At 36.6% G+C, this 11,994-nt stretch carries 15 protein-coding genes; 10 read left to right on the top strand and 5 right to left on the bottom strand.

Annotated features, from left to right (window positions below):
• The first annotated feature begins 1 nt into the window (after position 1).
• The 9 genes from MKL32_RS03690 (at position 2) to MKL32_RS03650 (ending at position 7,629) form a co-directional block, all read left to right on the top strand.
• On the top strand, positions 2-1,615 hold the full coding sequence (locus MKL32_RS03690; RefSeq protein ID WP_270900202.1) for a hypothetical protein: 1,614 nt from the start codon (positions 2-4) through the stop codon (positions 1,613-1,615).
• 52 nt (positions 1,616-1,667) lie between these two features.
• A complete protein-coding gene (locus tag MKL32_RS03685; protein ID WP_270900201.1) occupies positions 1,668-2,921 on the top strand; it encodes a hypothetical protein in 1,254 nt (417 codons plus the stop codon).
• Positions 2,918-3,187 carry a hypothetical protein gene (locus MKL32_RS03680; RefSeq protein ID WP_270900200.1) on the top strand — a complete coding sequence of 90 codons (270 nt, stop codon included), beginning with the start codon at positions 2,918-2,920 and terminating at the stop codon, positions 3,185-3,187. Before MKL32_RS03685 ends, MKL32_RS03680 begins: the two co-directional genes overlap by 4 nt.
• Positions 3,184-3,579, top strand: coding sequence for a hypothetical protein (locus MKL32_RS03675; protein ID WP_270900199.1), 396 nt, complete (start codon positions 3,184-3,186; stop codon positions 3,577-3,579). The genes MKL32_RS03680 and MKL32_RS03675 overlap by 4 nt, the downstream gene beginning before the upstream one ends.
• A gap of 3 nt (positions 3,580-3,582) precedes the next feature.
• Positions 3,583-4,470, top strand: coding sequence for a LamG domain-containing protein (locus MKL32_RS03670; protein WP_270900198.1), 888 nt, complete (start codon positions 3,583-3,585; stop codon positions 4,468-4,470).
• On the top strand, positions 4,467-6,368 hold the full coding sequence (locus MKL32_RS03665) for a hypothetical protein (protein ID WP_270900197.1): 1,902 nt from the start codon (positions 4,467-4,469) through the stop codon (positions 6,366-6,368). Before MKL32_RS03670 ends, MKL32_RS03665 begins: the two co-directional genes overlap by 4 nt.
• The gene (locus tag MKL32_RS03660; RefSeq protein WP_270900196.1) at positions 6,361-6,591 is read left to right on the top strand and encodes a hypothetical protein; all 231 of its coding nucleotides are present in this window, start codon (positions 6,361-6,363) and stop codon (positions 6,589-6,591) included. Before MKL32_RS03665 ends, MKL32_RS03660 begins: the two co-directional genes overlap by 8 nt.
• A gap of 61 nt (positions 6,592-6,652) precedes the next feature.
• Positions 6,653-7,027 (top strand): hypothetical protein, encoded by a 375-nt coding sequence (locus tag MKL32_RS03655; RefSeq protein WP_125299816.1) that lies wholly within the window; start codon positions 6,653-6,655, stop codon positions 7,025-7,027.
• A 59-nt stretch (positions 7,028-7,086) separates the two neighbouring features.
• Positions 7,087-7,629, top strand: coding sequence for a glycoside hydrolase family 108 protein (locus MKL32_RS03650; protein ID WP_270900195.1), 543 nt, complete (start codon positions 7,087-7,089; stop codon positions 7,627-7,629).
• 262 nt (positions 7,630-7,891) lie between these two features.
• Here the strand turns inward: MKL32_RS03650 and MKL32_RS03645 are convergent, their stop codons facing one another.
• Positions 7,892-8,125, bottom strand: a complete 234-nt coding sequence (locus MKL32_RS03645) for a hypothetical protein (protein WP_125299818.1) — start codon at positions 8,123-8,125, stop codon at positions 7,892-7,894.
• A gap of 206 nt (positions 8,126-8,331) precedes the next feature.
• Here MKL32_RS03645 and MKL32_RS03640 point away from each other — a divergent pair, with 206 nt between their 5' ends.
• Positions 8,332-8,586, top strand: coding sequence for a hypothetical protein (locus tag MKL32_RS03640; protein ID WP_270900194.1), 255 nt, complete (start codon positions 8,332-8,334; stop codon positions 8,584-8,586).
• A gap of 39 nt (positions 8,587-8,625) precedes the next feature.
• On the opposite strand, the gene MKL32_RS03635 is transcribed toward MKL32_RS03640, so the two are convergent.
• The 4 genes from MKL32_RS03635 to MKL32_RS03620 are packed head-to-tail and all read right to left on the bottom strand — an operon-like array spanning position 8,626 to position 11,267.
• On the bottom strand, positions 8,626-8,841 hold the full coding sequence (locus MKL32_RS03635; protein ID WP_270900248.1) for a hypothetical protein: 216 nt from the start codon (positions 8,839-8,841) through the stop codon (positions 8,626-8,628).
• Between the two features lie 55 nt (positions 8,842-8,896).
• Positions 8,897-9,439 carry a transcriptional regulator gene (locus tag MKL32_RS03630; protein ID WP_270900193.1) on the bottom strand — a complete coding sequence of 181 codons (543 nt, stop codon included), beginning with the start codon at positions 9,437-9,439 and terminating at the stop codon, positions 8,897-8,899.
• 44 nt (positions 9,440-9,483) lie between these two features.
• Positions 9,484-10,782, bottom strand: a complete 1,299-nt coding sequence (locus MKL32_RS03625) for a Y-family DNA polymerase (RefSeq protein ID WP_270900192.1) — start codon at positions 10,780-10,782, stop codon at positions 9,484-9,486.
• Positions 10,782-11,267 carry a LexA family protein gene (locus tag MKL32_RS03620; RefSeq protein ID WP_270900191.1) on the bottom strand — a complete coding sequence of 162 codons (486 nt, stop codon included), beginning with the start codon at positions 11,265-11,267 and terminating at the stop codon, positions 10,782-10,784. The genes MKL32_RS03625 and MKL32_RS03620 overlap by 1 nt, the downstream gene beginning before the upstream one ends.
• Positions 11,268-11,994: the final 727 nt, after the last annotated feature.

Below are 11,994 nucleotides of genomic sequence, written 5' to 3'. Positions count from 1 at the left end.
TATGAGCTTTTATCCGCAAATTTCTAATGTTTCTCGATCAACAAAACAGCTTAAAGCTTTCACAAATACTGATATTGAAGTCAAGTATCGAGACACAAGTGGCTTAAATTCAGGTGTGAAACAAATCACAGCAGATTCACTTAAATTAGATATCACCAATGGTTTTAATGAACAGATATTAACTGGATCAGTTCGTTTTAAGCTTGGTAATGATACATACATTGACCGTACTAGTACGCTATATAGAAATATTGATCCAGCAAATGGTAGCGGTACCGCATCAGGATCTATTCAATACGGAACTGGCATAGTTGAGTTAAGCAGCTGGACACCGAATGTTGATAATCAAATCACTTTGCAGTCTTTAACAACGATGACCGATTTGCAGCCAGTGAATCATATTAGCTTTAGAACGCCAGTCATCCCGATTCGACCAGGTTCTTTGACTGTCGTTGCATCATTTTTGAATGGTGGTCAATTAACTTTGACAGCTAATGAGCAAGGGCAAATTGAAACAAGTCAGGCGCGCGGCAAAGTCAACTATGACACAGGCTTTGTAGACGTGTATTTCTATACAAAAACTGAAATCACATCTGCAAATCGCGCTGAAATTGAGGCTGAACCTTGGTATCTCCAAGAGCTTGAATACACTGAAGCAAGTTTGGTTTATATCGATGCACCGAATTGGATTGCAGCAGATTCGATTCGTTATAACGCCGTAGCTTATACCTACATTCCACTTGATAAGGATATTCTGGGTTTAAGTGCCACTCGTTTACCGATTGACGGACGTGTACCAATTTTTAGAGTCGGTGATATTGGTGTCGTGGCAGCCTCAAAGACTCAGGTTTTACCATCCAATATTGCAGGGCAGACCTATGACTTAGATGACCAACGCATATCCTGGTGTGAGCTTGAAGATAGCGAAGGTACTAAAGTTCCTTATGATATGTACGTGGTTGATTATGATTATGGGAAAGTGACGCTAAGCGGTGACTTTGCATTGAATGCTTTAGTTGCTCCGTTGACAGTTGCTTACCGCTATCAAGACTTAGGTTTGATCAATGATGTACAGATTAATGGACAAATTTCATTTACTAAGGCATTAACCCATAACTATGATGCAGCAAATACCATTGTTGGATCAGCTTTAGTCATCGGGGATATGTTTAGTCGTTATACGTCAAAGTTTGTGCAAGGTACGTGGAATAATGTCTGGGCAGATACAGCAAGTGGAGCAAGTATTTCAGCAAACTATAACGATGCTTTGTATCAGATTGAAGTTACCAATAAAGGTTCAATTCAGGAACGTTGGGCATTGATTTTTACGGATGCAACAAACTTCAGAATCATTGGTGAAGAGTCAGGACAGATCGGAATTGGTAATGTAAATGCAGATTGTTTGCCAATTAATCCTATTACAAACGCACCGTATTTTTTGATTAAAAAAGAGGGCTGGGGCGGTGGTTGGGCTTCAGGAAATGTTCTTCGATTTAACACCATCGCTTCCATGTATCCAATCTGGTGTATTAGAACTGTGAAGCAGTCAGCACCAACCGTATTGAGTGATAACTTTCAAATTATGTATCGCGGTGATATTGATAGAGTTATTTAAATTATTAAACCCAAGTGGCTGCAATTGCAGCCTTTTTTATTGAGTAAATATTATGTCAGGTTTAGTAAAGCATTTTCGAAACACAATGAAAGGTATTCCGCAGCTATCTAATAACTGGGGTAGCATGATTACACTGTTAGATGCTGTGCTAGTTACAGGTTTTAATTTTAATACAATTACAAGTTTATCAAAGTCATCAACAGATGCGATTACCGCGACTATTAATCTTGGTACTGGACACGGATTTATTGATCGGCAAGTAATTAGAATTACAGATTCAACAAATGGTTGGAATGGCGATTTTAAAGTTTTAAGTGCAAATACAAATAATATCATTATTGAATGTACTTCTGAGCATCCCATTTCGATAAGTGGAACAGCGTCATGCTCAACAGCACCTTTGGATTTTGAGTTGGTTTACTCTACTGCTGTTGGAAGCAGCGAGCCTAAACGGGCATATCGCTCAACCGACCCAGATTCGCTTAGATTAATTTTATTAGTCCATGACTTCTGTGTGTCAGGTGCAGCAGCAAATGGGGCAAAGTTTGCAAAAGTGGGTGTAGTGTCTGGAATGTCAGATATCGACAGTATTGTTGGTGTTCAAATGCCTTTTGATCCAAATAATGTAAATGCGAATTGGGGGTGGGATGGAACATATCATGGCTGGGCAAAATGGTATTATGCAACACCTGAATATTCATATGGATATGATCAGAGAAGTGATGCGACTTCCCCAAGCGATGGAAACAGAGGCTTTTATATTGTCTCAGATGGAGTATCGATCCTATTAACTATAGATTCTGGAAGTTTTTGTACATCGTTGTACGGTGTTGCTGAGTTTTATGATTATAAAATTCAAGGAAAAAATTTAATGCTGGCAGCAAATGGTATAACAGGAAAAATAGAGCAATCAAGGAATACTTATGCTGTGCCACGCGGGGGATTGGCTGTTGGTTGTTCAACTAGTGCGGCATATGGTGAGGGAGTAAACCAGCGAGCAAAGTTGTGGTACAACAATATAGGAATAACCAATCAGCAGAATTTATCACAAGCTGTTGGGCTCGGGTTTTTAAATAATTCACCATCTGCTCTTTCTATTGGTAACCCTACCATTGGGTTTTATATGCAGTACCCGATTATAGATAATCTACTGAATTTTAGAGGTATTCTGCCATTTGCTAGACTAAAACTCAACAGTTCAGCTACTGGTGAAACAATTACTGAAAGTGGGATAGTCTTAAGTATTTCAATTGATGCGCAAAGCTACGGCAGAATGGATTATTGTTTAAATTTGGAGCAATTATGACAACCTTAGAAATTGTTGATACAGGTTTTTCATCAAGTAGACAGAATATAGTTGCTGGAACTGTACAAGTGCTTGGTGTGCCTGTTGCCAACAGACTCGTCAGGATTTGTTGCAGGGAAACAGGGTATACATTAAGAACGGTCAGAACAAACAAATTTGGTAAATTCAAGACTTACGTTTCTTATGATAGAAATTACTTGCTCCTATCAACCGATCCAAATCATCAGTTAAATGCCGTGATTCAAGATAACGTGGTGCCAAAATGAGTGTGATTCCTTCTTTAGCCGCTGGCTTGGCTCAATTGCAAGCATTGGCAGAATTCTTAGATTCAGGTAGCAATTATGCTACTTTTATTTTTTATGATGATAGTAAGCCAATAGACACAACAGTAGCAGCAAATAATTCTGCAAAGCTTGTGACTTTGGTACTACAAAAGCCGTGTTTTAAGCAACTTCTCTCCGATGGAATTGAATTATTTCCATCTGACGCAGCAACAATCATAAAAACAGGGACTGCGATTTGGGCAAGACTGTATAACGGAAATGGTGTGATTGTTGCTGATTTTGCAGTGGGTACAGATATTCTTCTTAATAATAATGACTTAGTGCTTGGATCGTCCTTAACTTTAGATTCAATCATTTTAAAACCTTTGGGGTAATGTATGGCTGGTATACGTCTTGAGTTCGCTCAATTTGGTGATTTTGACTCTTTTGATATTATCCGCTCTGATTCAAGTATGACGGGAATTGCAGAAATTGATCTACCAAATCCAATCATAGCTGGTTTATCTACTATGTATTATGTAGATACAAATGTAGAGTTTGGTGAAACATATTACTACAAAGCAAGAGTTTGGCATGATGGCACTAGTAAATTAAGCAGTGAAATTAAAGTGCTTGCATCAGAGTATATGTCATTAATCATTTCAGATAATCCGATTGCATATTATCCACTAAACGAACTAGCCGGAAATTTTGCTGCTGATATTATGAGTAGTCCTGCAAATGGTACTATTTACAATTGTTTGTTAGGTCAAGCAGTTCTGTCGAATGCATTAGGTAGTTGTTATTATTTTAATGGGTCAAGTAGTCGAATTGAACTTGGATCGCCATCTAAATTTTTATTAAACCAAGCAAGCATGGAATGCTGGGTAAAAATAATAGATGGTAACTATAGCGGTAACACACTTCAGATAGGCTATAACACTGGTTTAAGAATGCAATTGTCATCTACTGCAAATATGATTTTTAACCAAGCAAATAAACTATCTTCATCATCCTTAACTAATGACACGCTATATCACATTGTTTTTACATGCACACAAACAAGTTTAAGTATATATATAAACGGTGTACTAGATACCTCTTTGAGCGGTGGCGGCGGGTGGTATGGCATAGGATCTGTTGCCAATAGTGCAATCGGTTATTCTGGTAGTTTCTATAATAATGAGTATTTAAAAGGTTATCTCGGTCACGTAGCTTTATATGATTACGCGCTGACAGCAGAACGTGTGCTTGCTCACTATAATGCAGGAGTCGCTACAGCATGAGCATTGATCGTAAGCCTTATTTACTTAAAGCTGTGTATCTTAGCAGTCCAGAGCCCAGCATTTTAAGCCCGCCATTTAATTTGATTGCAATTTATGACTCAAATTATGCAATAAGTTATGTTGATACACTTGTAAATTGTGGATTTACAGCGTACATCACTGGTAGTAATCGTAGTTCAGAGGATGTTGTAGGGCAGATTAATGCTTTTATTAATGTTGTTTTTTTATCAAATGTGGGTGCTAAATTTGATATTAATTTCATATTAGGTTTAAACCATCTCAGCGATTTTAGATATCAGAAAACGTTACCAGTTTTAATTGATCAAACCGTTCAATATGGCAAAGCAATATTCAAGGCGCATAACAGCGCCTTTATTTTTGAGCGCGGTTTTACTATTTCAAATGCAATTAATTGTGGTTTTGCTCAATCTAATTATCTTCAACAATCAATACATTCATTTTTTGAAAAAACAACAGGTTTGGTTAGTGATCTAAATCTTGTATGGCAAGAGAATGACAAGCGCTTCGTATCTCGCACTTTAGTATTTGCCGAATCTGAAAAGTTACTGATTAACTGCCAAGCTAATTGGGAGGAAATGATTCGTAAGCGTAAGAAAATTACGTTTAGTCATGAAGTGGCTGGGGTCTTTGAAAAGCGGTTCATGTTCAAGCATGACAGTGGCTTGGAGCTAATCACAACGGATTCTATCCCATGGGATGTGGCTAAAGCGGTTTATTACCGCAAATCTAAAGTTGATCCAATAGAGCCGAAGCCAAAGCCAGAGTATGTCGGTACACCTGATCTAAATTTTATTTGTTTATGTCATGACATTGATTCGCACAACGTTATTTTAAATTTTGGTGCTGATGAGTGTTTGCCAAACATTGCACCCGTTGATTGGTGGTATATCGTGAATGAAATCAAAGTAACCCGGTTAGACAACGGGCAAGAGATCCAAATTTACAGTGGCGATTACAGCACTGACCGAAGCAGTTGGAGCTGGTCATATAATCTATCGATCCCGTTTTATGAAAAGTCTAAAACTGAGCCGATTAATGGCCAGCCTGTAATTCTAAAAATCATGATCAATGGCAATGAGCATCGCATGTTGCTTGAAAACATTTCACGCTCAAGACAGTTCGGCAAAGATGTTTACAAGCTCTCAGGTCGTAGTCCTACCGCATTACTTGATGCGCCATATTCACCGACACGATCTTTCACTCAAGAGAATGAAAGAACGTCAGTTCAACTGGTTCAAGCTGAGTTAGATCGAGTGAATAGTGACATTGTGCTGAACTGGGATCTAATTGATGCCCTAGGTTGGATCTTACCGCCTGAAAGCTTGAGCTATTCAAATCTAACACCAATAGCCGCGATAAAATTGATCGTAGAAGCTGCAGGTGGCTTTATATACAGCGAGCCGAATAGTAATACATTGACGATCAAGCCACGTTATAAAAAAACATGGTGGGATTCAATTGCGATTGATGAATATGATCGAGTAATTTCAGAAAGTATTGTTACAGATCAATCGACTGATTATCAGCCTTATCCTGATTATAACGGGGTATTTCTTACTAACGATCGCACTGGTGACACAGGTAAAGTTAAACGAATAGGCACTGCAGGTGATGTGCTTCAAGAATCGATTAATAGTCCACTATTAACCTCAACCACTGTGATGCATAGCAAAGGACGAGAAGTTTTGGCCAAAGCTGGATTAGTTGAGAATCACAGTTTATTGATGCCAATCACCCAAGAAATAGGCTTATGTTTACCAGGTGAGTTGGTTGCATTTAATGGTGATTGGTGGGGAATTGTTGACGGTGTCAGTGGTTCATTCACTCATAAGCTTGTGAATCAAACTGTATCAATTGAGAGGGTGAATCGTGAGTAATATCTACAATCGCTTTTTCGAGATGCTTCCTAAAACTCCTGAATTTATTGGCACGGTTCAAATTGCAGATCATCCAAATTACAAAGTATTAGTGGCTGACGGTACAGGGCTTGTGCTTTGTACTAGTTCAACAAAATTTTTTGCAGGAGATAAAGTTTATATAAGTGGAAATGAAATAAAGAGAAGTGCACCAATAGGTGTTGTATATCAAATCGAAGTTTAACTTTAAAACATAAATATGACCGCCAATTATGGGCGGTTTTTCATTTTCTGGAGTAGTAAAAATGCATGAACAACTTTCAATTAAAGCTTTGCCGTGGTTCATCAAGATTTTAGCCGCAGTTGTGGGGGCCATATTCGCACTAACCTTAAGTGGAGATATAGACAAAGAAGGGCGAATTAAAATCAACGTTAGTGTGATTATGAAGTTTGTCTTTAGTGTTGCTATTAGCTTGTACGGTGGCTCAGCTTTTATTGAATACTATGAATTATCAAAACATTACTCACACATGGCTCAAGGCTTTGTCATGCTGATGTTTGCTGTTTTCGGGATGCTTTGCATTGGTATCTTGTATCAGGCTGTACAGTTGATGAAAGGCAAGTCACTTGCTGAAATCATTCTAGAAGTCAAAGAAACATTTGGCTCAATTTTTAAATAAAGCTGATTTGATTCCTATACCGCTTAAAGGCGGTTTTTTTACATCTAAAGGAAAGTGAAATGAACATCGAACAATACCTAGATGAATTGATTAAACGTGAAGGCGGTTATGTAAACAATCCCGCAGATCGAGGCGGTGCTACAAAGTACGGTATTACTGAAGCTGTAGCACGTGCGAGTGGCTTTAAAGGTCATATGCGAGATTTACCCCTTGAAACTGCTAAGGCAATTTATAAAAAACAGTACTGGACAGCTCCACGGTTTGACCAGGTGAACTCTATTTCATCAGCTGTTGCTGAAGAGCTACTCGATACAGGAGTTAATTGCGGCACAGGTTTTGCTAAACCGTTGCTACAACGTGCTTTGAATCTTTTGAACAATCAAGGTAAAGGCGGGTGGTCAGATTTAGTAGTCGATGGTGTGTATGGATCTGCAACATTAAATTCTCTTAAAACTTTTATGGCCAAACGTGGCAGAGAAGGCGAAAAAGTTTTAGTGCGAGTTCTGAACATCATGCAAGGGCAACGTTATATCGAAATCTGTGAACGCAATCCAACACAGGAGCAGTTCTTTTATGGCTGGATCAACAATCGGATCGCATAACAAAGTAGTTCATCATTGCAAACGCTCACTATCTTCATTGATTTTGAGCGTTTTTATTATGTGTATATTGCCAAGCTGCACAGCTAAAACAATCAATACTCACGTTAATGTTGGTATTCATGTTAGAGCACTTTAAGAAGTGTTGTAAGTTTTGAGAAAATTTATGCACAAGATTCTATATATAGTTATAAGTTGGCGCAAAATTATGCTCACTATTAAGATGAAAAGAAAAAGCCCTCAATCGAGGGCTTTTTCTTTTCATCTATTCCAGTTCTATTTGATGATCATCTTTAGTCACCTTAATTTTTAATTTTTTGTATTTTCTTTTATTAGGATTCAGTGCTGAATTAGTCACTTCTTTTGAAAATACAGAATCATTCATTAGATCCCCATAGGCTTTGTAACCTAAAATAATTCGATCAGGTTGTCGCCCATTTCTAGAAACATATTGATCGATCATTAGGTTCAATTCATTTAAAAGACTTGTATCGCTCATGTTTTTGATGCATCACTTTTAAGAATTTATGAAAGAATAATATAATTAAACTGTGTTATCTATATGAAAATTAGAAAAAAATCACAAATTTCATGTCATAAAACTGTAACAAATGTGAATTACTTTTTATAGTATGAAATATGACAATTTATTTACTTTATTCTCAAAATATTTATTTTCCAGTCCTAGAATAGGAGGAAAAAATTATGGATAAAGCATTGAATGTTCGAGAAAGGAACAGAACTAATCATAGGATGAATAGATTTCTTTTGACTTATCATATGTTTTTAAATGAGAAATCACTTAAAGACTCAGACTTTAGTCGATTAATTTTTGTAGAAGAATATATAAAATCATTAAAATTCAAACTCTATGATGAGAGTTCTAAAATACAGCTTATAAATAATTTAGAGAAATTTTATCCAAATTTTGATGAGATTATTAATTCGAGTATCAAATAGCTCTGATGTAAGAGCTATTTGAATATTGATCTTAACTAATTAGCTTACTGTTCCAATCACAGGCACCATCCTTGGGCCTGCTTGTCTTGCTTTTCTGATAATTTCAACTATCTCATCATATGTTAGATTGAATGAATCTTCACTATCAAATACATAAACCATATTTTTGCCCTCATGCTCTGGTGGAGTAGATGGAACAAATCGCTTAGGAATAAGTGTCTGGTTGAAAGCACTACAGGTAAAGCTTTCTATAATTTAGAAGAAATTTGCTCTAAAGTAATTAAAAACCAGTAATTATGAGAAAAAATATTCACAGTAAATGAGGGTGGTTATCTATTACTTTTGACAAATTATCAAACTCTCCCTCTTTTCTTTTTTCTATCTTTGAATAATTATTTCTCCATAAAAGTCGTGCTAATAACACCGTAGCCCAATTATAAAAATATGCTTTTGGTTTTGATTTTTCTTCAGGTGATAGTCCAATAACTGGTAATGTATATAACATAGCTTTGATATCATTTGTTTCGAAATCAATATTTTCCCATGCATGAGCGAATCGATTTCTTATTTTTCGAAGTGTCTGAATTTCTTTGAACTCTTTATCAGTTATTAAACCTAGAGCATGTGCCATTAATATCTTTGCAGAAAAGGTACCAATTGGCGCATTAAACCCATTTAAAAGTTCGGATGAACTTTTACTATCGCGAAGAAATAACATAATTATTTCTTTTAATCGATCTTCTAGTGCAGCAGCAAAACTCAATACAGCTCCTCTATCGCTATCTTGCCTCATATTTTCCATATAAGCATTCATTTTCATTATTTCTTCATCGATATGGATTTGATTACTCATAAAATAGACTCAAACAGTAATTTATTAAATTTTAAGTAATTAAATTAGTTTTTAATAGTCAATAATTCATCCCACATAAAAGGATTTTTGCTTAATTTATCCCGCGACATTGACCAGTTCCGACCAGGAACAAAACATGGTCCGACACTAATTTTTTTCTTTCCAAATCTCTGATGTACACATTCCATAGCATTCATCAGTCTTTCTTTCTTTTCAATTTCGTCAAAGTCAGTAAGTAGGTCATAAGTATGGCCACTCTTTGGTTCAAGGCAAGTCAACACTACACCGCACTTTTTATATTTGATTCCTGCTTGGTAGATATGATTTAGCATTAATGTTGCTGCTTTAGCCAGTTCAGGTGCAAAGTCTGTAGGCTCAGGAAATGTATAACTAACCGCTTTATTATAGAAAGGCACATTAGGGTCGAAAGGGTTGGATTGCACAAAAGCAATAATTGTACCGCAGAGTAAGTCTTCACTTCTTAATCGAGAGCATGCATCTTGGGCATACATAGAGATAGCTTCTTTTAAGTCCGTCAGTTCAGTTACCCGTGATCCAAACGAACGGCTGGCAACAATCTGCTTTTTGCTTGGTGGTGTATGTTCAATTTCTATGCATGAAATTCCCTGTAGTTCAGCAACAGTTCTGGCCATCACGATTGAAAACAGTTTTTGCATCTCACGTGGATCTGCACTTGCGAGATCCAGCACAGTATTTATATTCATTGTTTGTAGTTTTTTTGAATGCTTACGTCCAACTCCCCAAACTTCAGAAACTTCTATCTGAGCGAGATAATCTTCTTTATTGCACAGATCCATGTTCACTAGATCACAAACGCCATTAAAGCTTGGATTCTTCTTTGCAATGTGATTAGCAATTTTCGCTTCAGTTTTGGACTTCCCAATCCCCACGCATACAGGTAGCCCAATCCATTTCAAAATCTTCTGCCGCATGTCTTGACCATATTTAGTTAAATCATAATGCATGTAATAAGCGGTCAAATCTAAGAAGCATTCATCAATTGAATAAATCTCTTGTTCTGATTCAGTGACGTACTGACCTAGAATCTTATGAAATCGCCGTGACATCTCAGCATATAAAGCATAATTACTAGAAAGTACCTGAACATTATGTTTCTGAACAAGATCTTTGATTTGGAAAAGGGGAACGCCCATTTTAATTCCAAGTGCTTTCGCTTCATTCGATCTAGCAACAGCACAACCATCATTGTTACTCAAAACAATAACTGGTTTATCAATCAGGCTAGGATTAAACATACGTTCACAGCTGACATAGCAATTGTTTACATCAACTAATGCAAATACTTTGTTCTCGTGTTTCATTACTTTCTAGCTTTCTTAAGTATGAAAGTAACAACACCCCAAATAATTAATTGCTGACCATCTTTGAGATGAATGTCATCATAATCAGGATTTTCAGCTTTTAGCCAAGTTCTTTGTTGTTCTATTTTTAGTCTTTTTACAGTGAAGTCATTATCGACTAGAGCGACGACAATATCGTCGTGTTTAGCATCAAGACTCCGATCTACAATCAACTCGTCATCAATATCAATGCCAGCATTTTTCATAGATAGTGAACCGACTTTGACAATAAATGTAGCGCACTCGTTGCTAATTAAGTGCTCATTCATATCGATTTTTTTATCGATATAATCCTGTGCAGGTGATGGAAATCCAGCTGATACTTTCTCGATAGCTACAGCGATAGACATATCTATAGAAGGTTCTATGAGTGAAATCGAATAAACATCTGAGAATAACTCACGCCTTAGGTGATTTTTGATTTCGATGATTTGAGAATTGCTCATGACTATCACTTGAATTTGTTACATATTCAAGATGATATTCTAGAGATGAGTTGAATTTCAAATTCAAAAAGTTGTGGATAAACAATAGCACGACATTTGGTGTCGCAAATTAGTCTGCATTTGATCGGAAACTCAATGCCATTCATAATGGGGGAAAGAGCTTGCTGTATATCCTTTGAAAAAGTGTAACAAAATAAAGGGCTAATGAAGGGCGCCAATTAGACATAAATAATTGATTTTATTAATTGAGCACTATTTTGACATCGTAGAGGTCTCCAGTTCGAGTCTGGATATACCTACCAAAATTTTATACTTAATTATCAATTAGTTAAGTAGCTAAAATTAAGGCAATTTAAGAGTTTTTAATGCTAAATTGGTCAGCTTGATGGTTTAAAATCGTCAAAATCTGCGTCAAAAACACCTTATTATTTTCGTTTTAGCACCAAAACGCCCCCAAGTTTACACTTGGGTTTTGTGTTTGGTGCTGCTACGACACCAAGGTGGATTTATGCAAAAACCAGTGAAGCGCGGCAATTATTTTTTGCTTTCATATAAGGAAGTTACCATACTTTTTGATATGCTTAACTTCCTAAGCCCCTAATTTAAACAGTAGATCTCTTTCATAAATCAAAAAACGATCTTCTTTTTGGTTAATATTTACACTCCAGATTTCTTGACATTCGTGCATAATCTGCGGATGAAATACATCGATTCAAACAAGCTTTCT

This window comes from Acinetobacter sp. AOR34_HL, from assembly GCF_027854795.1.
In the GTDB taxonomy this organism is placed as follows: Bacteria; Pseudomonadota; Gammaproteobacteria; order Pseudomonadales; family Moraxellaceae; genus Acinetobacter; species Acinetobacter junii.
The sequence above is the reverse complement of the archived record's forward strand: the minus strand, read 5'-3'. Positions and strand labels throughout refer to the sequence as shown.

What these genes read in the sequence shown, in the direction of transcription:
- MKL32_RS03675 (WP_270900199.1), top strand. Translation starts at nt 3,184, where the DNA reads ATGAGTGTGATTCCTTCTTTAGCCGCTGGCTTGGCTCAATTGCAAGCA.
- MKL32_RS03650 (WP_270900195.1), top strand. Translation starts at nt 7,087, where the DNA reads ATGAACATCGAACAATACCTAGATGAATTGATTAAACGTGAAGGCGGT.
- MKL32_RS03620 (WP_270900191.1), bottom strand. Translation starts at nt 11,267, where the DNA reads ATGAGCAATTCTCAAATCATCGAAATCAAAAATCACCTAAGGCGTGAG.
- MKL32_RS03665 (WP_270900197.1), top strand. Translation starts at nt 4,467, where the DNA reads ATGAGCATTGATCGTAAGCCTTATTTACTTAAAGCTGTGTATCTTAGC.
- MKL32_RS03655 (WP_125299816.1), top strand. Translation starts at nt 6,653, where the DNA reads ATGCATGAACAACTTTCAATTAAAGCTTTGCCGTGGTTCATCAAGATT.
- MKL32_RS03685 (WP_270900201.1), top strand. Translation starts at nt 1,668, where the DNA reads ATGTCAGGTTTAGTAAAGCATTTTCGAAACACAATGAAAGGTATTCCG.
- MKL32_RS03645 (WP_125299818.1), bottom strand. Translation starts at nt 8,125, where the DNA reads ATGAGCGATACAAGTCTTTTAAATGAATTGAACCTAATGATCGATCAA.
- MKL32_RS03690 (WP_270900202.1), top strand. Translation starts at nt 2, where the DNA reads ATGAGCTTTTATCCGCAAATTTCTAATGTTTCTCGATCAACAAAACAG.
- MKL32_RS03680 (WP_270900200.1), top strand. Translation starts at nt 2,918, where the DNA reads ATGACAACCTTAGAAATTGTTGATACAGGTTTTTCATCAAGTAGACAG.
- MKL32_RS03670 (WP_270900198.1), top strand. Translation starts at nt 3,583, where the DNA reads ATGGCTGGTATACGTCTTGAGTTCGCTCAATTTGGTGATTTTGACTCT.
- MKL32_RS03625 (WP_270900192.1), bottom strand. Translation starts at nt 10,782, where the DNA reads ATGAAACACGAGAACAAAGTATTTGCATTAGTTGATGTAAACAATTGC.
- MKL32_RS03630 (WP_270900193.1), bottom strand. Translation starts at nt 9,439, where the DNA reads ATGAGTAATCAAATCCATATCGATGAAGAAATAATGAAAATGAATGCT.
- MKL32_RS03640 (WP_270900194.1), top strand. Translation starts at nt 8,332, where the DNA reads ATGGATAAAGCATTGAATGTTCGAGAAAGGAACAGAACTAATCATAGG.